This is a genomic window from Vibrio sp. V15_P4S5T153 (genome assembly GCF_963874485.1).
Taxonomy (GTDB): Bacteria; Pseudomonadota; Gammaproteobacteria; order Enterobacterales; family Vibrionaceae; genus Vibrio; species Vibrio anguillarum.
Map to the genome: position 1 here is coordinate 1 of NZ_CAWNHR010000008.1, position 24,216 is coordinate 24,216.

Below are 24,216 nucleotides of genomic sequence, written 5' to 3' on the forward strand. Positions count from 1 at the left end.
CCCAAGCAAGAACTGTGATAAATAAGCCGCCAAAACAAAGTCCACCTTTCAACAAGAAACCAAGCTTTTGAATGAGACAAACCCTACAAGCAAGACTTTCAGCAAATGCGAAATACTCGATAAACTTGCCCTTTCCACACTTTGCGCACGCTGAATTGACAACAAACCAGCACCAAAACTCATTGAGGCAAACAAAGAACCTTGCCAGTTTTACGGCTTGAGTAAACCACGAATTTTAGGGTGAAAATGCTCATTTGCCGACAACACAAAACGAATGGCCGGAGAAATCCAAAAGATTGAACCCCTAAATTTACCTGAGTTGCATAACGCCCGCTTAAGGGGCAGACAACGCTACTACCAACTTTCCGCATAACACCGTAACCACAAAAATCAACGCATGGTAAAAATGCCGCGCGTTGGCTGTCCCTCTTGAAGCGTTTGTTATGTTTTGGGCCAATTAGTACGATTTAGACCATAAACAGCATGATCTACAACTCGGCCATTCAAATTTTCTGCGCGACTGATTATGCCCTCAAGCGAGAAACCTAAACGTTCACATACATTACGACTTGGAATATTTTCGCTTGCTGCTGATATCTGAACCTTTTCCATATCAAACTCAGTAAAAGCCAAGTCGGTCAGTTTTAAAACCGACTTACTCACGATACCTTTACCTTGGTATTCAGAGCTTAACCAGTAGCCAATCTCTACTTTTTTAAGTTGACGGTTAATACTGTTAAAACTGATATTTCCAACCAACTTATCTTGGTAAATCATCCCACAAACCAAGGATTTTCCATCAGCATAATCATGCAATGAACTTTTGATAAAGCTAAGAAAAAACTCTTCATTGCTTGCATGAGGAGGCCAAGCTAACCATTGACTCAAGTATTCCCTCTCTCGACTGACAATTTCAAGATAAGCCGAAGCAAACTTGGGAGTAACCAAAGCCAGTTTCAGATCGGTATCAACATCCAATGTAAACATGATTTCCTCTTAAAAACATAACGCCCGGTTAAGGGGCTGACAACGCAAAACACTGAACTCAAAATAACAGCCATAATCACAAATGCCGATTTGAACAAAAACCGCCACGCGTTGGCAGTCCCTCTTTAACCGTTTGTTAGGCCAACCGATTGACACTGACACTTTCAAAACTAAAGAACGAGCTTTTTTTTGTAAATTTTAAAACAACTAACCGATTCATTTATAAACCAAAACTCTAAATCAGCAAAGAAACCAAAAAACTCAAATTGAGCGATTTGGAAGAAAAGTGACGAGCGTAGCATGCTCGGCGGACGTTTGGATGCTGAAGGTTATTTTGCCGATGAATTCACAGCGATAAACAACCCAACGCGATCAAGAAACAACAAATATGTGATGATTATTTATTGCTTAAGTTAAGCCACAAAACATGGAATTTACCGTTCAATTTCAACTCGATTTAGCTGATAAAAACTCACTTTGCCTAACGCCGCATTAAGGTGTGACGAACGCTTGGCTATACTTGAGCGAAGCGAAATGCCAAGCGTAAGGAATCACTCTTAAATGCTTTGTTAGCTTTCTACTGTAGATGCATGTCCAGATAACACATCTTGCTTGCGTTTAGCTTCCGGTAAATCATTAATACAATAGTTAATGTAATAAACCGTAAATAAAAACGTGTAGAATGCATTCATGCGAAGATCAATCTTATGCTCATTTAACGCATACTCTTGCAATGCCGTTTTCGCTCTAAATGCCCAAACAATATACAGAACCCAAGAACCAATAGTGAAAAGGCCAGCAATTGCCTCTAAGACTTCATCACCAGTTCCAGCCAATGCGCTACCAAGACCAACACAAACAGCAACCCAAATAATAAAAACACTGTCTGAAATTTTCTTTTTAGTAACCGACTCTAAAATAGAGCAATTTTTATACATCCATAAGATTGGATATATTCCGCCAGTTGCAACAGTGAGTAAAACTAAGTTCAGTGTTTTAGTGTCCACAACATCTTTAAGTTCAGTAATAGTTGACATGTCATCTCCTTATAAAAATACGACATCTTGTTGATTTAATTAACAATAAAGAAAAAAGAATCGCATTTATTAGAGCACTTGATATGAAATAGAACTACTTTCAAATTGGAAAAACATGAACAACGTAACATTTTGTTACGTTGTATTTTGTTTGGGATGGGAAGCTAACGCCCGGCTAAGGGGTTGACAACGCACCACCGAACTTAAAAAATACACTGTAAACACTAAACTTCAATTTTGTACTAAAGCCGCCACGCGTTGGCAATCCCTCTTGAGCCGTTTGTTAGGCCAACCAGTTGACACCGAGACTTTCAAAACCAAAGAACGTGCTTTTTTTGTAAATTTGAAACAAACTAACCGATTCATTTATAAACCAAAATGCCAAATCAGAAAAGAAACAAAAAAACTCAAATTGAGCGATTTGGAAGAAAAGTGACGAGCGTAGCATGCTCGGCGGACGTTTGGGTGCTGAAGGTTATTTTGCCGCTAAACTCACAACGAAAAGCAACTCAACGCGATCAAGAAACAACAAATATGTGATGATTATTTATTGCTTAATTTAAGCCAGAAAACATAGAATTTACCGTTCAATTCCAACTCGATTTAGCTGATAAAAACTCACTTTGCCTAACGCCCGGCTAAGGGGTTGACAACGCACCGCCGAACTCAAAAAACACACCGTAAACACTGAACTTCAATTTTGCACTAAAGTCGCCACGCGTTGGCAATCCCTCTTGAGCCGTTTGTTATGCAAATTCAATGAGATAAACTGACTTTACTCGATCAAAAGCCACGATTGCAATGGTTGAGTGATTCAAGAACCAACCCAAGCAAGAACTGTGATAAATAAGCCGCCAAAACAAAGTCCACCTTTCAACAACCAACCAAGCTTTTGAAGGAAACAAACCCTACAAGCAAGACTTTCAGCAAGCGCAAAATGCTCGATTAACTTGCCCTTTCCACACTTTGCGCACGCTGAATTGACAACAAACCAACGCTAAAACTGATTGAGGCAAACAAAGAACCTTGCCTGTTTTACGGCTTGAGTGAACCACGAATTTTAAGGTCAAAATGTTTATTTGCCGACAACACAAAACGAATGGCCGGAGAAATCTAAAAAGATTGAACCCCTAAATTTACCTGAGTTGCATAACGCCCGGCTAAGGGGTTGACAACGCACTGCCGAACTCAAAAAACACACCGTAAACACTGAACTGCAATTTTGCACTAAAGTCGCCAAGCGTTGGCAATCCCTCTTGAGCCGTTTGTTAGCTGAATTTCTCCATGACAAAGTTGCACAGCTTTTGACCGCGAACTTCTATGGTTTGTTCTTCTATAACCTTGAAGCCAAATCTCTCGTAAAACGGACGAGCTGTAATACTCACCTCAGAGTAAAGCCTAGTAATTCCTTGTAACTCACCCACTCTGAGTACATATTCCATTAACTGGCGTCCGACTCCTTTACCTTGATGTTCATGATGACAAAAGAAATGATCAATTAATCCATTTTCTTGAAGATCACTATAACCAACAATTTTCCCATCAATTTCAGCCACAAAAGGTGACAGCAAGTTCATTTTTCGTTGCCAAATCTCTGAAGAAAAAACATCTGGAGCCCATGCTTCAACTTGGGCTTGTGAATAATCACGTAAGTTCACATTACGAACCGTATGATAAAAAATAGCCCATAAATCAAGCGCATCTGATTCTTGATACTTTCTAATTTCGATCATGCTGATATTTACCACCATTCAGCTAACGCCGCGTTAAGGGGTGCAGGCACGCACTACAAAAGCTACCGCACAGTGCCGTAACCACTGAACCCAACGCAAACTAAAAATGCCACGCGTGCCAAATCCCACTTAAACGCTTTGTTATGCTTAATCTTCAATGACTTACGTTTTACAAAAACCAAGAATAACTCAGCGTTGACTCACAGACAAAAGCCAAAAATCAAAAAACTGGAATGACTCATAATTTTGAAAATCAGACTTTGAACTTTGGCATATAAAACCTAAAATCAAACTTCTGATTGAGCCAACCGCCCTAACCTCGCGCTTACCCGAATATTGATTGAGGCAATTCTCTGAATTTCCAGCGCCAAAGAACAAGTGTCCGGAAAATAGCGCCCACTGAAGTCAACTTGCCGACAAGCACGAAACTCACAAGCCACGGGAACAAAGAAAAACCACAAACCACTGATTTTCGTGATTAAGCATAACGCCCGGCTAAGGGGTTGACAACGCACCGCCGAACTCAAAAAACACACTTAAACACTGAACTGAAATTTTGCACTAAAGTCGCCACGCGTTGGCAATCCCTCTTGAGCCGTTTGTTATGCAAATTCAATGAGATAAACTGAATTTACACGACCCAAAGCCACAATTGCAATNAATCAGACTTTGAACTTTGGCATATAAAACCTAAAATCAAACTTCTGATTGAGCCAACCGCCCTAACCTCGCGCTTACCCGAATATTGATTGAGGCAATTCTCTGAATTTCCAGCGCCAAAGAACAAGTGTCCGGAAAATAGCGCCCACTGAAGTCAACTTGCCGACAAGCACGAAACTCACAAGCCACGGGAACAAAGAAAAACCACAAACCACTGATTTTCGTGATTAAGCATAACGCCCGGCTAAGGGGTTGACAACGCACCACCGAACTCAAAAAACCACTGTAAACGCTGAACTTCAATTTTGCACTAAAGTCGCCACGCGTTGGCAATCCCTCTTGAGCCGTTTGTTATGCAAATTCAATAAGATAAACTGACTTTACTCGATCAAAAGCCACGATTGCAATGGTTGAGTAATTCAAGAATCAACCCAAGTAGGAGCCGTGATAAATAAGCCGCCAAAACAAAGCCCACCTTTCAGCAACCAACCAAGCTTTTGAATCAGACAAACTCAACGAGCGAAAACTTCAGCAAAAGCAAAATGCTCGATAAACTTGCCCTTTCTACACTTTGCGCCCACTGAATTTACAACGCGCCAGCGCTAAAACTGATTGAGGCAAACAAAGAACCTTGCCTGTTTTACGGCTTGAGTTCACCATGAATTTGAAGGTAAAAATGCTCATTTGCCGACAACACAAAACGAATGGCCAGAGAAATCCCAAAAGATTGAATCCCTAAATTTACCAGAGTTGCATAACGCCCGCTTAAGGGGCAGACAACGCTACAACTAACTTTCCGCATAACATCGTAATCACGAAAACCAACGCACAGTAAAAATGCCACGCGTTGGCTGTCCCTCTTGAAGCGTTTGTTATGTGTTTGAGCCTATTGATTCAGCAATAAGCCTGTTCATACGGTCCTTAACCAATTTATTAGGCCATGGTTCAGCCAAGACCCAAGTTGGAACGGATAAGCCAGCTTTTGTATGCGAATAAACTATATACAACAACACTGTAGTATCTGTTGGCTCTAAATTATTGAGTTTTAGCGATGTATCAACAGCATCTAGATATAAACCATTTTCCATCTGTCTTGCATACATTTCATTGAGTTCATTCCATTCTTTTGTCGGCTCAGCAGCAAGACAGTTTAGAGAAAATAGACACAAGAAAAGATTGATGAATTTTGTCATAGGTTCCTTTACACATAACGCCCGGCTAAGGGGTTGACGACGCACAGCCGAACTCAAAAAACACACTGTAAACACTGAACTTCAATTTTGTACTAAAGCCGCCACGCGTTGGCAATCCCTCTTGAGCCGATTGTTAGGCAAACCGATTGACACCGAGACTTTCAAAACCAAAGAACGAGCTTTTTTGTAAATTTGAAACAAACTAACCGATTAATTTATAAACCAAAAACCTAAATCAGCAAAGAAACAAAAAAACTCAAATTGAGCGGTTTAGAAGAAAAGTGACGAGCGTAGCATTCTCGGCGGACGTTTGGATACTGAAGGTTATTTTACCGATGAATTCACAGCGTTAAACAACCCAACACGATCAAGAAACGACAAATATGTGATGATTATTTATTGCTTAAATTAAGCCACAAAACATGGAATTTACCGTTCAATTTCAACTCGATTTAGCTGATAAAAACTCACTTTGCCTAACGCCCGGCTAAGGGGTTGACAACGCACCACCGAACTCAAAAAACACACCGTAAACACTGAACTTCAATTTTGCACTAAAGCCGCCAAGCGTTGGCAATCCCTCTTGAGCCGTTTGTTATGCAAATTCAATAAGATAAATCGACTTTACACGACCAAAAACCACCATTGCAATGGTTGAGTGATTCAAGAATCAACCCAAGCAAGAGCCGTGATAAATTAGCCGCCAAAACAAAGTTCACCTTTCAACAACAAACCAAGCTTTTGAATCAGGAAAACTCAACAAGCAAGACTTTCAAAAAAGGCGAAATGCTCGATTAACTTGCCCTTTCCACACTTTACGCCCGCTAAATTCACAACAAACCAGCACCAAAACTCATTGAGGCAAACAAAGAACTTTGCTTGTTTTACGGCTTGAGTTCACCATGGATTTGAAGGTAAAAAAGCTCATTTGCCGACAACACAAAACGAATGGCCGGAGAAATCCAAAAGATTGAACCCCTAAATTTACCTGAGTTGCATAACGCCGGCATCAACTGCGTAGCGACCTGGCGCTTTTTGTGCGGGTTTTGCACAAAAAGTGACAGGTTGCGGAGTCAGATTGCATGCCCTTGTTCTGTGCTCACTGTATTTAACTTAAATTTCTCTCGGTATTTGAAAAGTAACATTGTAAGTAGGATCGTAGGGTAAACCATACTTGGTAAATGTAATGTTATATTTTGAAACCCTTCAAGAGCGTTGAAGATTAATATGTTTCCAAGTGAGAGAAGACATAGCATAACTCCACCGATGAAACCCGCCTTATAATGTAGCTTTAAAAATCCAATGCCGGACACAATCATAAGTATGCAAGTAAGCAGAGGTGAAAGAACCATGTAGGCTGAAAATGCAATATTTGCTTGCTCTCGCAATGCTGGGGATACAACTAGTGCAATTAGATTAAGTACGCCCGCAGCTGCAAAAATAAAATTAAGTACTGCGAATATAGTTAACCCTGTAGGTCTTTTACTCATTGTCGATATTTTCCTTATCTAGATTAGGCACAGAACGCCCTGTAAAGGGGTGAGCAACGCAATACTGAAGCCGCCGCATACCACCTTAATCACTTAAACCAACGCATGGTAAGAATACCACGCGTTGCGAATCCCTCTTGAACAGTTTGTTATGTTGTGTACTCTAGGTGTCCCGTATGCTCGTCCAGTTGCTCACTGACGACTGCAAAACCTTGAGACAAATAGAACTGATAACTAGCCTGATTTTCCTTGTATACGGAAAGGCTCAAGATCGCCCTTTGAGCTTTAGCATGACTTAATAATTGCTTACCAATGCCTTTACCCTGAAATTCAGGAAATACGAATATAGCTGCCAAAGTATTTTCATACAGTGCATAGAAAGCAACTGTTTTCGACTCGATCTCGTAAACGAAAACTTCTGAAGCTGGAATATAAATATTACGCATGCTCTCAACTTGAGATCCCCAGAAGTACGCCGAGACGAAATCATGCGCTTTAACAGAGGCTTCAAGCCAAACTTCAAGAACCGAATCTAAGTCATTTGAATTGTACTTTCTTATCATTTTCGAACTCTAGATTTCCAAATTTATCGGGGCAACATAACGCCCGCTTAAGGGGCAGACAACGCTACTACTAACTTTCCGCATAACACCGTAATCACTAAAACCAACGCATAGTAAAAATGCCGCGCGTTGGCTGTCCCTCTTGAAGCATTTGTTATGTTTGGGATAAATAAGATCCGAAGGGTTAGGCTGAGGGCAGAAAACTGCCCTGCCAAGGTTACATTGGTAATACTAGCAATAAAAGAGCAATAGCTCTGATTACAGCTGCTAAATCAAATGAAACCATCATATTTCGAGTTTTCAGAGTAAACATTAAAGTTACCTTTGAATCCCCGAGCCGACTCAGGTATAAGCTCCTGAATTTTAAGGTGGTTGGCCACCACCCGAACATTAGAACTTGCAATTTTAATGTCCGATTGCATTGTCAGTTGCATTGACAATATCGAAGTATGCAACCACAGGATGTTAAACATGCCACCGGCAAGTTTTCTCATTTACTGTGTACTTCTGTTTAAATCATTGGGCACCGCCCATTTGATAAAAACTGAACGTATTATCTATGATATAGATGGTGATAGTCAAATTGGTGCAGAAAACATAACGCCCGGCTAAGGGGTTGACAACGCACCACCGAACTCAAAAAACACACTGTAAACATTGAACTTCAATTTTGAACTAAAGCCGCCACGCGTTGGCAATCCCTCTTGAGCCGTTTGTTAGGCCAACCGATTGACACCGATACTGTCACAACCAAAGAACGAGCTTTTTTGTAAACTTGAAATAAACTAACCGATTCATTTATAAACCAAAATGCTAAATCAGCAAAGAAACAAAAAACTCAAATTGAGCGGTTTGGAAGAAAAGTGACGAGCGTAGCATGCTCGGCGGACGTTTGGATGCTGAAGGTTATTTTGACGATGAATTCACAGCGAAAAGCAACCCAACGCGATCAAGAAACAACAAATATGTGATGATTATTTATTGCTTAACTTAAGCCATGAGAACATGGAATTTATCGTTCAATTTCAACTCGATTTAGCTGATAAAAACTCACCTTGCCTAACGCCCGCTTAAGGGGCAGACAACGCTACTACCAACTTTCCGCATAACACCGTAACCACCGAAATCAACGCACAGTAAAAATGCCGCGCGTTGGCTGTCCCTCTTGCAGCGGAGTCACTATTAGCATTTCCTTGGCAAGCTTCACATAGAAAAGATTCGTTTTGGTAGCATTCAACCAAATCATCGTCTTCTAGGATATTTGGACATTCGTTCTGATCTTCGCCAAATAAGCCTTGGTATCCGTCACAAGATACATCCTCAATAAGAGGTCGAACAGCATTATCAAATACCCAAATTTGGCGACCAACTAAAGCATCGTACCCACGATCATCGACGATTAACGCAGCAGCTCGCACTGATTGCTCTTCAAGCCCCATACTTTGGGCACGCTCCACCAATAAGTGTTCGTGATTTTCAATAATCTCTCTTAATGCATTTATGTTCATTTTATTTCCTTTTTATTTGTACTGAATTAGAGAAAGCCATAACGCCCGGCTAAGGGGTTGACAACGCAACGCCGAACTCAAAAAACACACTGTAAACACTGAACTTCAATTTTGTACTAAAGTCACCATGCGTTGGCAATCCCTCTTGAGCCGTTTGTTAGCTATTTTTTCCCAGTGACTGATTTGAATGATTCAAAAATGAATGTCGCCAATCCACCTGCAACATTTGAATTTGCATAATCCTTCAAAGGATCACAAAAATTTGATTTGAATTTATCAATAGCCTCTTCTGGAGAAGAAGCATAAATCGTATCACCTTCCACTTCTAACCCCGAGCTCAAGAGTTCTTCCTTTTCAAAACGATAAGTTTCTGAACTCATATCCAGATAAGTAAATGCATTACGATTTGAATTTGGTTTACAGAAAAATTGATACTTTGACATCTTTAATTTCCTTGCTGCTGAATAAAACAATAGCTAACGCCCGGCTAAGGGGTTGACAACGCACCGCCGAACTCAAAAAACCACTGTAAACACTGAACTTCAATTTTGCACTAAAGTCGCCAAGCGTTGGCAATCCCTCTTGAGCCGTTTGTTATGCAAATTCAATGAGATAAACCGAATTTACACGACCAAAAACCACAATTGCAATGGTTGAGTGATTCAAGAACCAACCCAAGCAAGAACTGTGATAAATAAGCCGCCAAAACAAAGTCCACCTTTCAGCAACAAACCAAGCTTTTGAATGAGACAAACCCTACAAGCAATACTTTCAGCAAGTGCAAAATGCTCGATTAACTTGCCCTTTCCACACTTTGCGCACGCTGAATTGCCAACAAACCAGCACCAAAACTCATTGAGGCAAACAAAGAACTTTGCCTATTTTACGGCTTGAGTGAACCAAGAATTTTAGGGTAAAAAAGCTCATTTGCCGACAACACAAAACGAATGGCCAGAGAAATCCCAAAAGATTGAGCCCCTAAATTTACCTGAGTTGCATAACGCCCGCTTAAGGGGCAGCCAACGCCACTACTAAGCTTCCGCACAACACCGTAATCACAAAACCAACGCATAGTAAAAATGCCGCGCGTTGGCTGTCCCTCTTGAAGCGTTTGTTATGTGTTTAGTTCTTAGCTTGTTCTGGAAGCTTTTCGTAACTAGGTACATCGCACAATTTCATAGACCATTTGGCGCTACTACCAACAAAGATTTTAGCAGTAGGCGGAATTGGAACTGGACTATCGAGGCTACCAGCCGGAACCACGACGCTATTAATACTTTCTACAACCGTTGGGATTGCAGACCCGCATTTTGAACAAAAGCTTTTTGCATGAAGTGAATTTGGATGCTTATACGTTCTTACATCACTTTCACCATTTAACCAAGTTAAGGTGCCAGCTTTAGCAAACAAATTTGCACCATGATCCGAGCCTGTACCCTTTTGACAACGAGTACAATGACATAAAAAGAAAGACTGGAACTCACCTAAAAGCTCATACTTCACACTACCACAGAGGCATGAACCTCGATGTTTATTCGCCATAAGAGCCTCCTTTCTTTCGATTACACATAACGCCCGGCTAAGGGGTTGACAACGCACCGCCGGATTCAAAAAACACACTGTAAACACTGAACTTCAATTTTGTACTAAAGTCGCCACGCGTTGGCAATCCCTCTTGAGCCGTTTGTTAGCTGCTGCACTTTAGCCGGAGATTGACTACCCAACGACCTAATTTAAAGCACATTATTGCTTTCAAGCAGCAAAGTAAAACGAACAACTGAGAAACTAAAACCTAATCCACGAAACACACTTGGCAAAGAAGAAATAACAGCAAAACTGACGAGTTTCTAGAGCTTAAATTTACAAAGAATCCTTTCGAAGAAGCCAACGACCAAGTGCGCGAAATCCATTTAAGCGCGTAAGAGCTTCAAAACCAAAGAAGCCACACCAAAGAAATAAACAAACACATCACTTCCCGTAAGAAGGCTTCGGTTAGTTCAAACACTTCACGAACAGTGCCACTGGCGAGATACTTGGAAAAGTGATGACTTTCAGGTGTAAAGCTAGAGCCTCAGACTAAGAAAAAATGAACACGGAATTTTATGATTTTTCTTAACCTCAGCTAACGCCCGGCTAAGGGGTTGACAACGCACCACCGAACTCAAAAAACACCCTGTAAACGCTGAACTTCAATTTTGCACTAAAGCCGCCACGCGTTGGCAATCCCTCTTGAGCCGTTTGTTATGCAAATTCAATGAGATAAACTGACTTTACACAACCAAAAGCCACGATTGCAATGGTTGAGTGATTCAAGAATCAACCCAAGCCAGAGCCTTGATAAATAAGCCGCCAAAACAAAGTTCACCTTTCAGCGACAAACCAAGCTTTTGAATGGGACAAACTCAACAAGCAAGGCTTTCAGCAAGTGCAGAATGCTCGATTAACTTGGCCTTTCCACACTTTGCGCCCACTTAATTTACAACGCGCCAACGCTAAAACTGATTGAGGCAAACAAAGAACCTTGTCTGTTTTACGGTTTAAGTTAACCACGAATTTGAGGGTAAAAATGCTCATTTGCCGACAACACCAAACGAATGGCCGGAGAAATCACAAAAGATTGAGCCCCTAAATTTACCTGAGTTGCATAACGCCCAATTAAGGTGTGAGCAGCGCTTGGCTATACTTGAGCGAAGCGAAACTGCCAAGCGTTGCGAATCACTCTTAAATGCTTTGTTATATTTTCATTTCATGAAATAACTTACAAGGGAGCTGCTCTTTTTAATAACCCAGTGATTTCATCAGGGGAAAGTGTCTCTAGGTACTTTATTAGTTCTCTTTGAGCCTTCCTTTCTGAAGTGTCCTTGGATGGGTCTATAGACAATAGGTAATCTGTTAAGCCTTTCTTAACTATTTGTACCTGAGCTTGGTGATCTTTCAAAATGTCAGGAATTTCATCACAATATGGATTGGAAATCGTTAACTGATTATTAGGGTTTGATAACCACTTCAGCATGACTTCGTTCACATGCTCATCACCGAAACCATAGCCTATAACCACCAACTCCTGCACATTGTTGATTCTACCTTTAAATGCGTCAAATAATGCGACAGGAGCGATCTGTTCAAATTTACCTTTGAACTTATGACCTCCGGACAACAATGAGCGCCTTAGAAATTGCAACTCACCCGAAGAATCGTTAACGAACAACTCATTAACACCGCGAGTTTGCATTTTTTGACAAACATCTAGGCTTTTTGACTCAATATTTCTTATTGCAGATACAAAAGAGCCGAAACCTTCATTACCCACTGACTTTAAGTACGTTTTTTTGTCTTCAATAGCGAAAATGTCAAAAGAACCATGGAGTTTCAGTAAGTTTACGCCCTTTTCATTTCCTTCGTAGAAGTCTAGTTTCTGTTCAGATAGTTCTTCCGAAGTAATCAGCCTAAATTCACCTAAGTTCTTGTAGCCATGCTCTCTATTAGCGTAAAACCCGTCTTTTAGACCCAAATCATAATATGCACACAGTTCTTCTATAATAAGGTCGTGGTTAAGAGAAAATATTTCAATTCTGCCCTGTTGTTCAAGCAAAGCCTGCAAACCAAAATAATTTTCGAACCTAACTTTCATTCGAGGTAGGCATTTTTCTTGAAGTTCCAGTAGCAATAACTGAATGCACTCAGTGACCTGACGGATTAGTCCGCCAACAATTTGTGCTTCTTTAGGTGTTTTCGCTTCTAATTTCCAGTTTTCTAAATGCTTAACCATTTCTTCATAGTGCATCGTGTCACTTTGAAAAACTGAAGCAAACCTCTTTTTTATCGCTTCATCACCATGGAAATTGAACAACTTTATATCCAATCTGGATAAAATATTCTTCGACAAAATGCTAGTAAACGACCAGACGAGCGGCATACCACACTCGACTGAAGCGCCAGCACCTAGAAATAGACCTTTCACTTAGCCTCCTTGAAAATATAACGCCCGGCTAAGGGGTTGACAACGCACCACCGAACTCAAAAAACACACTGTAAACACTAGACTTCAATTTTGCACTAAAGTCGCCACGCGTTGGCAATCCCTCTTGAGCCGTTTGTTATGCAAATTCAATGAGATAAACTGAATTTACACGACCAGCCACTATTGCAATAGCTGAGTGATTCAAGAATCAACCCAAGCAAGAACTGTGATAAATGAGCCGCTAAAACAAAGCCCACCTTTCAACAACAAACCAAGCTTTTGAATCAGACAAACTCAACGAGCGAAACATTCAGCAAATGTGAAATGATCGATTAACTTGCCCTTTCCACACTTTGCACGCGCAAAATTCACAACACACCGGCGCTAAAACTGATTGAGGCAAACAAAGAACCTTGTCTGTTTTACGGTTTGAATTAACCACGAATCTGAGGGTGAAAAAGTTCATTTGCCGACAACACAAAACGAATAGCCGGAGAAATCCCAAAAGATTGAGCCCCTAAATTTACCTGAGTTGCATAACGCCCGGCTAAGGGGTTGACAACGCACCGCCAGACTCAAAAAATACACCGTAAACACTGAACTTCAATTTTGCACTAAAGTCGCCACGCGTTGGCAATCCCTCTTGAGCCGTTTGTTAGGCCAACCTATTGACAATGATACCTTCAAAAACAAAGAACGAGCTTTTTTGTAAAGTTAAAAAACTAACCGATTCATTTATAAACCAAAACTCTGAATCAGCAAAGAAACAAAAAACTCAAATTGAGCGATTTGGAAGAAAAGTGACGAGCGTAGCATGCTCGGCGGACGTTTGGATGCTGAAGGTTATTTTGCCACTAAATTCACAACGACAAACAACCCAACGCGATCAAGAAACAGCAAATATGTGATGACGATTTATGGCTTAACTTAAGCCACAAAACATGGAATTTACCGTTCAATTCAAACTCGATTATCGCTGATAAAAACTCACTTTGCCTAACGCCCAATTAAGGGGTGAGCAACGCTACCACCCGACCTAAAGCATTGCACCGTAAACACTACAATTGAAGTAGAAGCAAAAATGCCAAGCGTTGTGAATCCCTCTTAAATTGCTTGTTAGGTTCGTTAATATTGAAACTCCAATTTGACCAATTGAGGGCATGGAGAATCAAACTTAAGATGAACCGACGAACAAGTTTTGGACATGACTTTAAATGAAACAACCCCATCACCGAGCGCACCAATAACATATGACTCATCTTCGAAAGGCTTATCAAAGTTGAATGTGAAATCGAGTACTCCATTATCTATGAGACAAGATATGTTTTTTGCATCGATGATGTTTACGACAGAATTAGGGTCAAACTTAATATATGCTAGCGCATCACTTTCCTCATGCTTTATCGGAGGGTTGATTAGCTTCTGGTTTATTTCCTTATACTTTTTAAGTGACTTTCTATCAATTGTCCCGTCATGGGCTAGCCTGTGACAACTTGGGCACAAGGCTACTAAATTATCCGGCTTATGTTCCTTGCACTTTGCCCAAGGTACTATGTGATGTAAATCTATATTCGCAGAGTCTTTACAGGTAGGAATTATGCACCTATGCCCAGCTTCAACTAGCACTTCTCTTTTTACTTCTGCTGGTATTGCTGACCTTTTAGTCATTCAAATCTCCTTGTAGAACCTAACGCCCGGCTAAGGGGTTGACAACGCACCGCCGAACTCAAAAAACCACTGTAAACACTGAACTTCAATTTTGCACTAAAACCGTCACGCGTTGACAATCCCTCTTGAGCCGTTTGTTAGCTGCTGCACTTTAGCCGGAGATTTGCTACCCAACGACCTAATTTAAAACACATTATTGCTTTCAAGCGACAAAGTAAAACGGACCACTGAGAAACTAAAACCTAATCCACGAAACGCACTTGGCAAAGAAGAAATAACAGCAAAACTTGACGAGTTTCTAGAGCTTAAATTTACAAAGAATCCTTTCGAAGAAGCCAACAACCAAGTGCGCGAAATCCATTTAGCGCAAAAGAGCTTCAAAACCAAAGAAGCCACACCAAAGAAATAAACAAACACACCACTTCCCGTAAGAAGACTTCGGTTAGTTCAAACACTTCACGAACAGTGCCACTGGCGAGATACGCGGAAAAGTGCTGACTTTCAGGTGTAAAGCTAGAGCCTCAGACTAAGAAAAATAAGCGCTTAATTTTATGGTTTTTCTTAACCTCAGCTAACGCCCGGCTAAGGGGTTGACAACGCATAGTCGAACTAAAAAAACACACTGTAAACACTGAGCTTCAATTTTGTACTAAAGTCGCCACGCGTTGGCAATCCCTCTTGAGCCGTTTGTTAGGCCAACCGATTGACAATGATACTTTCAAAAACAAAGAACAGGCTTTTTTGCAAACTTAAAACTAACTAACAGATTCATTTATAAACCAAAATGCTGAATCAGCAAAGAAACAAAAAAACTCAAATTGAGCGATTTGGAAGAAAAGTGACGAGCGTAGCATGCTCGGCGGACGTTTGAATGCTGAAGGTTATTTTGCCGATGAATTCACAGCGATAACCAACCCAACGCGATCAAGAAACAGCAAATATGTGATGATTATTCATTTGCTTAAGTTCAGCCATGAGAACATGGAATTTACCGTTCAATTTCAACTCGTTTTAGCTGATAAAAACTCACATTGCCTAACGCCCGGCTAAGGGGTTGACAACGCACCGCCGAACTCAAAAAACATACCGTAAACGCTGAACTTCAATTTTGCACTAAAGCCGCCACGCGTTGACAATCCCTCTTGAGCCGTTTGTTAGGCCAACAGATTGACAACGACACTTTCAAAACCAAAGAACAGGGATTTTTACAAACTTAAAACAAACCAACCGATTTATTTATAAATCAAAATGCTAAATCAGCAAAGAAACAAAAAAACTCAAATTGAGCGATTTGGAAGAAAAGTGACGAGCGTAGCATGCTCGGCGGACGTTTGGATGCTGAAGGTTATTTTGCCGCTGAATTTACAACGATAAACAACCCAACACGATCAAGAAACAACAAATATGTGATGATTATTTATTGCTTAAGTTAAGCCACAAAACATGGAGTTTACCGTTCAATTCCAACTCGATTTAGCTGATAAAAACTCACTTTGCCTAACGCCCGCTTAAGGGGCAGACAACGCTACTACCAACTTTCCGCATAACACCGTAACCACAAAAACCAACGCATAGTAAAAATGCCGCGCGTTGGCTGTCCCTCTTGAAGCGTTTGTTAGCACAAAGTATACCAATGATTTCTATCCCCAGCCATGAGGCATGCTTTCATTCTCGTTGTACTCGGATCCACAAACAGCACACTTGAAATAGCTGATATTTGATTTCGAGTTATTTTGATTAAGTAATACGCTAAACACAAAATGAAGAATTTTGTACTTTGGATTATTCTTCTCAGTCTTTTGGGCTTCAACCTCAGAAGCACTTAATCTTCGATGCAATGTTTTTTTATTACATTTACTGCAATACAGCTCTGTACCATTATCAGAATCAGACATAAAAACTTTCCTTGTATGCAAATCTCAATCTTTGTGCTAACGCTCGGCTAAGGGGTTGACAACGCACCGCCGAACTTAAAAAACACACCGTAAACACTGAACTTTAATTTTGTACTAAAGCCGCCACGCGTTGGCAATCCCTCTTGAGCCGTTTGTTATGTGAATTTTTTCAAGCACCCAAAAGAGGAAAGTTTTTGCGCTGCTGATAGGTTAAAGCTAACTCTAAACAGGATTTGATTGCTGTTTCTGGCAACGGTTTCGATAAGGACAGCACTATTGCTCTGTTTCCCTGAAACTCCAGTTCTTCACAATACAATTCCCGAAATGTATCGACTAGCTTAGTTTGGCAATTAAAAAACAGGTAATAATTATTAGGAGACTTCAGCTTCCAATCCATTCTTAGTGGACTGCCTGTTTTTACGCTGTAGCTTGGCTCACCCCATTTTAGAGATTCATCAACATCACCCAGATCCAATTCAGATACGATTTGAAAGACTAGATTTCGCAGTTCCTCTAGCCTAATACGAACATTTTCCGGATATTCATCGAAGCGATCTTTGACTACCTTGTCCATTGGAATCTCCCATTCACATAACGCCCGGCTAAGGGGTTGACAACGCATAGCCGAACTCAAAAAACACACCGTAAACACTGAACTTCAATTTTGTACTAAAGCCGCCACGCGTTGGCAATCCCTCTTGAGCCGTTTGTTATGTGAATTTTACTCGTACGTCTTACCGTTGTGCTTTAACCAACCGTGCGGGTGTTTATTGTTTGGATCCTTGTGCGTCCAGTGCATGACACCACCTTTTTTGTTCCATTCATATTCACCGTAAAACTGGACTCGATCGCCAACTTTTAGATTTGGAACCCTAGGAGCTAAATCAATATTGTGAGCAACAAGTAAAGTTTGTTTACTGTCCAGTTTCAATATGAATTTTTGATGCCTACTCCCTTCGTTGTCATCAGGTAACAAGCGAATGACCATGCCTGAGCCTTGAACTTGAATATCACTTTGATGATTTTCATACGCATTTTTTAACTGATGATCATTAGCTTGAGCACCAATAGAAGCTAGACAAAAGACGGCTATAAATATAGCGATTAACTTCTTCATATACTCAATTTCTCCAATTCACATAACGCCCAATTAAGGGGTGAGCAACGCTACTACCCAACTTAAAGCATTGTGCCATAAACACTTAATTTGAAGTAGAAGCAAAAATGCCAAGCGTTGGGAATCCCTCTTAAATTGATTGTTATATGCGTACTCAAAGCTACATTGAAACTGCTTCGATTTTGTTTCCGTCTAAGTCATAGTAAGCTTCACCATACTCCGGCCTTAGACCTGGCTTACCCGCACATAAGCCACCCAATTCAATGGCTGTAGCATAGAATTGGTCAACAGCTTCTTTTGAAGGTGCATTGAAAGCAATATGAGCACCATTACTTGATGTTGCTTTTCCTTCACAAGGGCTTCCGACCCAAAATTCAAAATTTTCACCATAAGCCGCTGCGATATTTTCTATATAGTGAGCACGCTTAATAGCTAGTGTAGAAAGAACAGAGTCATAAAAACCGACTGCCTTTAGCACATCAGAAACGCCAACTGAGACGTGATTTAGAATCATTTTTAAGTCCTTTTATTGATTGTAACTTGAAAGCATATAACGCCGCGTTAAGTGGTGAGCAACGCTAAACACCTATGCCGCGACAAACCACTTAAAACGGAAAAACTGAATTTACACTAAAACCGCCAAGCGTTGCGAATCCATCTTAAATGCTTTGTTAGTTTACTTTCCACACCAATCGCACGATTTAATTAAATTGCACATTTGGCTCGATACCCTATAATATTACTGCACTTACAGACTTGGAGCTTAACCATGTACACATTAACAGCAAATGATGCCAAACGTAATTTCGGTGAACTGCTTCTAAACGCTCAACGTGAGCCAGTTAAAATTAGTAAAAACAATAAAGATGCCGTTGTTGTGATGTCGATTAGAGACTATGAAGAACTTGAAGTCATGAAAGCCGATTACATAAAACATTGTTTTGAGTCCGCAAAAGCAGACTTAGCCCAAGGCAATATAGTTGACGGTGAAAATTTCCTAAACGCGTTGTAAGTAAAGTATGTACAAGAATAAATATAAACTAAGTAAATTAGCACAGGCTCATTTACATAAAATCAAAAATTATACCATTACAAACTTTTCCGAGATGCAGTGGAACGCATACAAAGATACTCTTCTTACTGGGTTTCAGATGCTCGCTGACAACCCAGCGGTAGGCAGAAGCTGCAACGATTTATATCAAAATGGTTTTTACTTCCCTATAGGCAAGCATACGGCTTACTTTACCAAGGAAGACAGCTTTATTTTGGTCGTTGCAGTCCTTGGACAATCTCAATTGCCACAAAACCATCTGCGATAATTATCACACCCTAGCGTATTGAGTTAGGGTGCAATCTTGATTGGTAAACTAACGCCCGCTTAAGGGGCAGCCAACGCTGCTACTAACTTTCCGCATAACACCGTAACCACAAAAATCAACGCATAGTAAAAATGCCGCGCGTTGGCTGTCCCTCTTGAAGCGTTTGTTAGCTGTTTATTGCTAAATATTTACGTCTTAGCCTACAAATTTTTATTCAACCATTTTATCGTATGATCTCTCATGTCGTTGGAAAAATAATGCGATTCATCAGCCAAATTGAACTCAATTTCAGTATTATTTTTATCGTATCTACTCTTCACTTTCTCATAAAAGTCCTTCGCAAAATTGGCAGGAACCCAATCATCTTTCTCGCCATTTATAATCAACATAGGGCGAGTTTCATTTTCTATAAGGTACAAACATGGATCAATCTCTGCCATATGCCTAATAGCTAACTTCTCATCATGACTAAGAATCTTATTCACCGAATCTGCTTGTAAGGCGAACTTCTCCAAACCGACAAAATCGGGAGAGCCTAGAATTGGTACTGCAACTTTAATCAGTTGATTTTGGGTCAAAGAATAAAATGTGGACATTGCGCCCATAGAGATACCAACAACCGCAATCCTCGATCTATCAATCCGAATATCTTCCTGATAGTGATCAATGAGTGTATTTATGTCATCTGAATTCTGCTTGATGACCCCCGTCATTCTTTTAATAAAACTCGAATGACTACTGACATTTTGAGCATTACCATCATCTCTTTCGCCGTGTTTATCTGCATCAAAGCAGATAACAGAGTAACCCTGAAGAGCTAAATTTAAAGCTAGATTAGAACCTTCATATTTATCATTGTTCCACCCATGACAGATGATGACTAAAGGATTATTTACCGACTCTTTTTTACAATAGTGTAGATATACAATCTCACCCATCTTACTTTTTTCGACTACAACATCTTCCATGAACGCCCCATCTATTCTATTTCTCCGTTTACGAGCACAATAAACCGTCAGACTTCAGAAAACAGCTAACGCCCAATTAAGGGGTGAGCAACGCTACCACCCAACCTAAAGCGTTACACCGTAACCACTAAAAGTGAAGTAGAAGAAAAAATGCCAAGCGTTGGGAATCCCTCTTAAATTGTTTGTTATGCAACTTGGATTCAAGTACGAAGTGCGACACCTCTGAACATAAAAACAGTAAGGTGCGATAATCATGAACTTTGCTCCCGCCAAGAAGTAAAAAACATGAAATACACGCACCTCACTGAGAACGAAAGGTATATGATTTCTGCGCTCAGAAAGCAAGGGATCAGTACCGCAAAAATAGCTAAACAACTAGGGCGTCACAAAGCCACTATCTATCGAGAAATTGAACGCAATTGTCGTTATAACAAGTTCTTCGATAGGTACTCTTATCAACCAGAGCGCGCACAGCAAATGGCGCGCAACCGGCTTAGTCGTTCACGGCGAAATAAACGCTATACCAAACTTGACTTCAGACTACCTGAAGCCTTGCTACGACTGGATTGGAGCCCTGAGCAAATCGTAGGATACCTAAGAATGAGAGGCTATCCAACAATGAGCCACGAGCTCATTTATCAGCACATTTGGAACGACAAAACTCTCGGTGGAACGCTATGGAAACACCTACGACAATCTACTAAGCAAAGGCGTAAGAGGTACAACTCAAAAGACAGCCGAGGACGACTGGCAGCAAAGCGTCATATTACCGAAAGACCAGCAAATGCTGAGCATCGAAAAGAGCCGGGACACTGGGAAATTGATACCGTCGTTGGCCGCGGAACCAAGCACTGTATCGTGACTTTAGTCGACAGAATGACTGGCTACACTTTTATTGGGCAAATGGACGATAGAACAAGCGAGTCACTCAACGTAAGAATGAGCAAAATCATGACCCGCTCTGACTTACCTTTTAAGACGATAACTTCGGATAACGGCACTGAATTTCATGGTTATGCACAACTAGAAAAACATCATAACTGTCTGTTTTACTTTGCAAATCCATACCATTCATGGGAACGAGGCACTAATGAGAACACTAATGGCTTGATACGACAATACTTACCAAAACGAACTTCCATGTCACACGTGACACAGAAGCTATGCAACGAAATTGCACACAAATTAAATACGCGCCCACGCAAAAGACTTGGGTATAGAACACCACTGGAGTATATTCATGCGCATCTTTAAAAAGTGTCGCACTTCAAACTTGATACTAAGCAAATTCAATAAGATAAGCTGACTTTACTCGATCAAAAACCACAATTGCAATAGTTGAGTGATTCAAGAATCAACCCAAGCCTGAACCGTGATAAATAAGCCACCAAAACAAAGTCCACCTTTCAGCAACAAACCAAGCTTTTGAATGAGACAAACTCACCGAGCAAGACTTTTAGCAAATGCGAAATGATCGATTAACTTGCCATTTCCACACTTTGCACCTGCAAAACTGACAACGCGCCAACGCTAAAACCAATTGAGGCAAACAAAGAAATTTGCCTATTTTACGGTTTGAGTTAACCAAGAATTTGAGGGTAAAAATGCTCATTTGCCGACAACACAAAACGAATAGCCGGAGAAATCCCAAAAGATTGAACCCTACATTTACCTGAGTTGCATAACGCCCGGCTAAGGGGTTGACAACGCACCGCCGAACTTAAAAACACACCGTAAACTCTGAATTTCAATTTTGTACTAAAGCCGCCACGCGTTGGCAATCCCTCTTGAGCCGTTTGTTATGCAGTTTTTAAACCAATACTCAGTATAAAGAACGAATTGCTTAGCCAAACTTATCTTTAGCTGCCACAATTCGCACTGTCATTTACTACCAATTGGTTCATCATGAAACTTTTAGTTCGCAATCTATCTCGCTCTACAACTGAACAAGAACTTCGTGTTTTATTCTCAGCTCATGGCTCCGTAGCCGAATGTACGCTTGTTTTAGACCAAGTAACGGGTCAATCAAAAGGCTTTGCTTTTGTCGAAATGCCAAACGAAAACGAAGCTAATACTGCAATTTCTAGCCTAAACCTTTCTGACGTTGCCAAAAGCAAAATCAGAGTAAAAGCCGTAGAATAAACACCTTATAGACAAAAAGAGTAAAGCTCCGTCAGTTCAAATACATTGGGCTGACGTCTTTTAGTTTCCGTTGAACCTGTAGAACTGCATAACGCCCGCTTAAGGGGCAGCCAACGCCACAACCTACTTCCGGCATAACGTCGTAACCACAAAAACCAACGCATGGTAAAAATGCCGCGCGTTGGCTGTCCCTCTTGAAGCGTTTGTTAGGGCTATGCTACACGCCACTTGTTGTCTTGCTCTTCTAAATGTAACTCTGCCATTGTTGATTCAATTTCTGAATCTGAAAGCATATTTAGCAAAAGACCAATTTGGCTATCGTCGTCATTGAACTCTGCATACAATGCACGAAGAGTCACATCGGTTGTCCTTGGAATGACTGACTGCCCCTTTTCCCAGCGAGCAACTGTTTGAGTGTCTACTCCTAACAAGTTACCTAGCGCCTTTTGCGACATATTGAGCTCGATGCGAATAAACTTGAACTCTTGATGAGAAATAGGCCTTACTTGAGACACTATGTTTCTACCGATAAGAGCGTGCAACTCATAAAGGTTGTCGATACTAACAAATTCTTCATCATCTACTTTGTCGATAGTAAAGCCATTTGTTAAATAAACATACGGTAGACCACATTCTTTATAGTGATACATATTAGCCCCTTTACTTAACTATAACCGTAACAACAAATGCAGATGGATCGTTTTCGTGTCTCTTTAGGGAAACAACAACTTCTACGATTTCACCGGCAGCCATACCTTGAAGGTTACATTTCCAGTCACCTCTAGGTGTTTGATGAGGAGCTTCCGTTATTCTACTGTGCTTATTGCTAAGTACCTGAAATACTTGCATTCGAGTCACACCACGTTGTTCCATGCGTTCTCTCGCATGAGAACTAATGTAAACTCTCGCTGTATGATTACTTGCCAGTTCATTGATGAGTTTCTTTGCTGACGCTGAGGTCAGCGGGAACTCATCTATTCCCTCAAGTTTATTATCTGACATACGGACTACCTATCAATTTGATAGCTTCGATTATGAGCGAGAAAAAGATTAAACGCAAGATTTGATGAATAGCCCTAACGCCCTGTTAAGGTGTGAGCAACGCAATACCGATGCCGCCGCATACCACCTTAATCACTAAATTCAACGCATAGTAAAAATGCCACGCGTTGCGAATCACTCTTGAACAGTTTGTTAGTTGTTTGGCTCACAGAAAATGCAATAACAAACGTCCAATAGAGTTAACTAAATCTCGACTATAGATAGCTAGCCATTTATTAGCATCATGATCAAAGTGTGAATCACTAAAGCTATTTCTAGAGTTTGCAATTGCACTGGTCAGTGTAGAAATACTTGTTACCATTTGAACTGGATAACTGCCTACTGCTGAGAGCTTTGAATCAATGTCTGTTCGAACCAACTTGGACAACGGTATCAAGTCAGTGACATTGCTGCTAGCTGGAACATGTTTCTGAACATAGGATTTATACAACCCCTCCAGACACGTATATGCCAAAGTCATTGCATTGTTGTAGTTTGCCGTATCTATTGCATTGTCAATTTTAGACAGTGTCGAATTGAGCTTATCAGAACTCCATTGATGGTTTGGAATAGTAGCCTTGGGAACAGGGTTACCGTTACCAAACATATATGCTCGAAGATCTTGAGCTTCAGTTGGACAATGTGGCTCGACAATGTCTATAAAGGCACGAAACACTTCGAATCGTGTTGATTCATCGAGATTTTGGAGAATATCCCAGTAAAAGTCTCGACGAGTTGCACTCTGTTTCAGCCTGTTTCTTTCTTCAATGTAGAGTGAATAACCTGGCAAGCCACGGTCAAACTGTTGAACGACCTTAATGAAGGCTGAGCCGCTATGGTAAGCAGGTGAGCCTGTTTTATCCAACATACTAAACAAACGACTATAAGCAGATATCCACTGCATTCAATACTTCCTCTTAAAACAACTAACGCC

The 24,216-nt window shown here is 40.7% G+C and carries 23 protein-coding genes; 4 read left to right on the forward strand and 19 right to left on the reverse strand.

The window, feature by feature from the left end; all coding sequences use genetic code 11:
* Positions 1-441 precede the first annotated feature (441 nt).
* The 15 genes from AACT42_RS01610 to AACT42_RS01680 all read right to left on the reverse strand — a co-directional run bounded on the left by AACT42_RS01610 (position 442) and on the right by AACT42_RS01680 (position 18,326).
* Positions 442-987: a GNAT family N-acetyltransferase gene (locus AACT42_RS01610; RefSeq protein WP_064626911.1), complete on the reverse strand. Its 546-nt coding sequence runs from the start codon at positions 985-987 to the stop codon at positions 442-444.
* 569 nt (positions 988-1,556) lie between these two features.
* Positions 1,557-2,024: a DUF4234 domain-containing protein gene (locus tag AACT42_RS01615; RefSeq protein WP_094182970.1), complete on the reverse strand. Its 468-nt coding sequence runs from the start codon at positions 2,022-2,024 to the stop codon at positions 1,557-1,559.
* 1,268 nt (positions 2,025-3,292) lie between these two features.
* The gene (locus tag AACT42_RS01620) at positions 3,293-3,757 is read right to left on the reverse strand and encodes a GNAT family N-acetyltransferase (RefSeq protein WP_094182984.1); all 465 of its coding nucleotides are present in this window, start codon (positions 3,755-3,757) and stop codon (positions 3,293-3,295) included.
* A gap of 1,532 nt (positions 3,758-5,289) precedes the next feature.
* The gene (locus AACT42_RS01625) at positions 5,290-5,610 is read right to left on the reverse strand and encodes a hypothetical protein (protein WP_094182971.1); all 321 of its coding nucleotides are present in this window, start codon (positions 5,608-5,610) and stop codon (positions 5,290-5,292) included.
* Between the two features lie 1,073 nt (positions 5,611-6,683).
* Positions 6,684-7,100 carry a hypothetical protein gene (locus tag AACT42_RS01630; protein WP_094133692.1) on the reverse strand — a complete coding sequence of 139 codons (417 nt, stop codon included), beginning with the start codon at positions 7,098-7,100 and terminating at the stop codon, positions 6,684-6,686.
* Between the two features lie 149 nt (positions 7,101-7,249).
* Positions 7,250-7,663 carry a GNAT family N-acetyltransferase gene (locus AACT42_RS01635; RefSeq protein WP_094133693.1) on the reverse strand — a complete coding sequence of 138 codons (414 nt, stop codon included), beginning with the start codon at positions 7,661-7,663 and terminating at the stop codon, positions 7,250-7,252.
* Positions 7,664-8,733: 1,070 nt separating this feature from the next.
* Positions 8,734-9,171: a hypothetical protein gene (locus tag AACT42_RS01640; RefSeq protein ID WP_094182972.1), complete on the reverse strand. Its 438-nt coding sequence runs from the start codon at positions 9,169-9,171 to the stop codon at positions 8,734-8,736.
* Positions 9,172-9,332: 161 nt separating this feature from the next.
* Positions 9,333-9,614 carry a hypothetical protein gene (locus tag AACT42_RS01645; RefSeq protein ID WP_094182973.1) on the reverse strand — a complete coding sequence of 94 codons (282 nt, stop codon included), beginning with the start codon at positions 9,612-9,614 and terminating at the stop codon, positions 9,333-9,335.
* 679 nt (positions 9,615-10,293) lie between these two features.
* The gene (locus tag AACT42_RS01650) at positions 10,294-10,713 is read right to left on the reverse strand and encodes a GFA family protein (RefSeq protein WP_094182974.1); all 420 of its coding nucleotides are present in this window, start codon (positions 10,711-10,713) and stop codon (positions 10,294-10,296) included.
* A 1,216-nt stretch (positions 10,714-11,929) separates the two neighbouring features.
* On the reverse strand, positions 11,930-13,132 hold the full coding sequence (locus tag AACT42_RS01655; protein ID WP_094182975.1) for a hypothetical protein: 1,203 nt from the start codon (positions 13,130-13,132) through the stop codon (positions 11,930-11,932).
* A gap of 1,125 nt (positions 13,133-14,257) precedes the next feature.
* On the reverse strand, positions 14,258-14,800 hold the full coding sequence (locus AACT42_RS01660) for an HNH endonuclease (RefSeq protein WP_094182976.1): 543 nt from the start codon (positions 14,798-14,800) through the stop codon (positions 14,258-14,260).
* A gap of 1,640 nt (positions 14,801-16,440) precedes the next feature.
* Positions 16,441-16,695 (reverse strand): hypothetical protein, encoded by a 255-nt coding sequence (locus AACT42_RS01665; RefSeq protein WP_045570475.1) that lies wholly within the window; start codon positions 16,693-16,695, stop codon positions 16,441-16,443.
* Positions 16,696-16,864: 169 nt separating this feature from the next.
* Positions 16,865-17,269: a DUF1801 domain-containing protein gene (locus AACT42_RS01670; RefSeq protein ID WP_094182979.1), complete on the reverse strand. Its 405-nt coding sequence runs from the start codon at positions 17,267-17,269 to the stop codon at positions 16,865-16,867.
* 147 nt (positions 17,270-17,416) lie between these two features.
* Positions 17,417-17,812 carry a DUF3465 domain-containing protein gene (locus AACT42_RS01675; RefSeq protein ID WP_094182980.1) on the reverse strand — a complete coding sequence of 132 codons (396 nt, stop codon included), beginning with the start codon at positions 17,810-17,812 and terminating at the stop codon, positions 17,417-17,419.
* 160 nt (positions 17,813-17,972) lie between these two features.
* Entirely contained in the window at positions 17,973-18,326 is a 354-nt protein-coding gene (locus tag AACT42_RS01680; protein ID WP_094133221.1) for a VOC family protein, read from the reverse strand.
* Between the two features lie 255 nt (positions 18,327-18,581).
* Between AACT42_RS01680 and AACT42_RS01685 the strand changes: the two genes are divergently transcribed.
* A complete protein-coding gene (locus tag AACT42_RS01685) occupies positions 18,582-18,824 on the forward strand; it encodes a type II toxin-antitoxin system Phd/YefM family antitoxin (protein WP_017045808.1) in 243 nt (80 codons plus the stop codon).
* 7 nt (positions 18,825-18,831) lie between these two features.
* A complete protein-coding gene (locus AACT42_RS01690; protein WP_017048437.1) occupies positions 18,832-19,131 on the forward strand; it encodes a type II toxin-antitoxin system RelE/ParE family toxin in 300 nt (99 codons plus the stop codon).
* Between the two features lie 200 nt (positions 19,132-19,331).
* Here the strand turns inward: AACT42_RS01690 and AACT42_RS01695 are convergent, their stop codons facing one another.
* Positions 19,332-20,099: an alpha/beta hydrolase family protein gene (locus tag AACT42_RS01695; RefSeq protein ID WP_094182981.1), complete on the reverse strand. Its 768-nt coding sequence runs from the start codon at positions 20,097-20,099 to the stop codon at positions 19,332-19,334.
* A gap of 285 nt (positions 20,100-20,384) precedes the next feature.
* Here AACT42_RS01695 and AACT42_RS01700 point away from each other — a divergent pair, with 285 nt between their 5' ends.
* Complete coding sequence (locus AACT42_RS01700) at positions 20,385-21,353, forward strand: IS30 family transposase (protein WP_094132255.1); 969 nt, start codon at positions 20,385-20,387, stop codon at positions 21,351-21,353.
* A 651-nt stretch (positions 21,354-22,004) separates the two neighbouring features.
* Positions 22,005-22,241 carry an RNA recognition motif domain-containing protein gene (locus AACT42_RS01705; RefSeq protein WP_094182983.1) on the forward strand — a complete coding sequence of 79 codons (237 nt, stop codon included), beginning with the start codon at positions 22,005-22,007 and terminating at the stop codon, positions 22,239-22,241.
* 212 nt (positions 22,242-22,453) lie between these two features.
* Here the strand turns inward: AACT42_RS01705 and AACT42_RS01710 are convergent, their stop codons facing one another.
* From AACT42_RS01710 to AACT42_RS01720, 3 genes are all read right to left on the reverse strand, one after another.
* The gene (locus AACT42_RS01710) at positions 22,454-22,891 is read right to left on the reverse strand and encodes a helix-turn-helix domain-containing protein (RefSeq protein ID WP_094167942.1); all 438 of its coding nucleotides are present in this window, start codon (positions 22,889-22,891) and stop codon (positions 22,454-22,456) included.
* A 10-nt stretch (positions 22,892-22,901) separates the two neighbouring features.
* A complete protein-coding gene (locus AACT42_RS01715) occupies positions 22,902-23,243 on the reverse strand; it encodes a DUF4258 domain-containing protein (protein ID WP_045570177.1) in 342 nt (113 codons plus the stop codon).
* A gap of 205 nt (positions 23,244-23,448) precedes the next feature.
* A complete protein-coding gene (locus AACT42_RS01720; RefSeq protein ID WP_094167943.1) occupies positions 23,449-24,186 on the reverse strand; it encodes a hypothetical protein in 738 nt (245 codons plus the stop codon).
* Between the last annotated feature and the right edge of the window lie 30 nt (positions 24,187-24,216).

What these genes read in the sequence shown, in the direction of transcription:
- AACT42_RS01610 (WP_064626911.1), bottom strand. Translation starts at nt 987, where the DNA reads ATGTTTACATTGGATGTTGATACCGATCTGAAACTGGCTTTGGTTACT.
- AACT42_RS01615 (WP_094182970.1), bottom strand. Translation starts at nt 2,024, where the DNA reads ATGTCAACTATTACTGAACTTAAAGATGTTGTGGACACTAAAACACTG.
- AACT42_RS01620 (WP_094182984.1), bottom strand. Translation starts at nt 3,757, where the DNA reads ATGATCGAAATTAGAAAGTATCAAGAATCAGATGCGCTTGATTTATGG.
- AACT42_RS01625 (WP_094182971.1), bottom strand. Translation starts at nt 5,610, where the DNA reads ATGACAAAATTCATCAATCTTTTCTTGTGTCTATTTTCTCTAAACTGT.
- AACT42_RS01630 (WP_094133692.1), bottom strand. Translation starts at nt 7,100, where the DNA reads ATGAGTAAAAGACCTACAGGGTTAACTATATTCGCAGTACTTAATTTT.
- AACT42_RS01635 (WP_094133693.1), bottom strand. Translation starts at nt 7,663, where the DNA reads ATGATAAGAAAGTACAATTCAAATGACTTAGATTCGGTTCTTGAAGTT.
- AACT42_RS01640 (WP_094182972.1), bottom strand. Translation starts at nt 9,171, where the DNA reads ATGAACATAAATGCATTAAGAGAGATTATTGAAAATCACGAACACTTA.
- AACT42_RS01645 (WP_094182973.1), bottom strand. Translation starts at nt 9,614, where the DNA reads ATGTCAAAGTATCAATTTTTCTGTAAACCAAATTCAAATCGTAATGCA.
- AACT42_RS01650 (WP_094182974.1), bottom strand. Translation starts at nt 10,713, where the DNA reads ATGGCGAATAAACATCGAGGTTCATGCCTCTGTGGTAGTGTGAAGTAT.
- AACT42_RS01660 (WP_094182976.1), bottom strand. Translation starts at nt 14,800, where the DNA reads ATGACTAAAAGGTCAGCAATACCAGCAGAAGTAAAAAGAGAAGTGCTA.
- AACT42_RS01665 (WP_045570475.1), bottom strand. Translation starts at nt 16,695, where the DNA reads ATGTCTGATTCTGATAATGGTACAGAGCTGTATTGCAGTAAATGTAAT.
- AACT42_RS01670 (WP_094182979.1), bottom strand. Translation starts at nt 17,269, where the DNA reads ATGGACAAGGTAGTCAAAGATCGCTTCGATGAATATCCGGAAAATGTT.
- AACT42_RS01675 (WP_094182980.1), bottom strand. Translation starts at nt 17,812, where the DNA reads ATGAAGAAGTTAATCGCTATATTTATAGCCGTCTTTTGTCTAGCTTCT.
- AACT42_RS01680 (WP_094133221.1), bottom strand. Translation starts at nt 18,326, where the DNA reads ATGATTCTAAATCACGTCTCAGTTGGCGTTTCTGATGTGCTAAAGGCA.
- AACT42_RS01685 (WP_017045808.1), top strand. Translation starts at nt 18,582, where the DNA reads ATGTACACATTAACAGCAAATGATGCCAAACGTAATTTCGGTGAACTG.
- AACT42_RS01690 (WP_017048437.1), top strand. Translation starts at nt 18,832, where the DNA reads ATGTACAAGAATAAATATAAACTAAGTAAATTAGCACAGGCTCATTTA.
- AACT42_RS01695 (WP_094182981.1), bottom strand. Translation starts at nt 20,099, where the DNA reads ATGGAAGATGTTGTAGTCGAAAAAAGTAAGATGGGTGAGATTGTATAT.
- AACT42_RS01700 (WP_094132255.1), top strand. Translation starts at nt 20,385, where the DNA reads ATGAAATACACGCACCTCACTGAGAACGAAAGGTATATGATTTCTGCG.
- AACT42_RS01705 (WP_094182983.1), top strand. Translation starts at nt 22,005, where the DNA reads ATGAAACTTTTAGTTCGCAATCTATCTCGCTCTACAACTGAACAAGAA.
- AACT42_RS01710 (WP_094167942.1), bottom strand. Translation starts at nt 22,891, where the DNA reads ATGTATCACTATAAAGAATGTGGTCTACCGTATGTTTATTTAACAAAT.
- AACT42_RS01715 (WP_045570177.1), bottom strand. Translation starts at nt 23,243, where the DNA reads ATGTCAGATAATAAACTTGAGGGAATAGATGAGTTCCCGCTGACCTCA.
- AACT42_RS01720 (WP_094167943.1), bottom strand. Translation starts at nt 24,186, where the DNA reads ATGCAGTGGATATCTGCTTATAGTCGTTTGTTTAGTATGTTGGATAAA.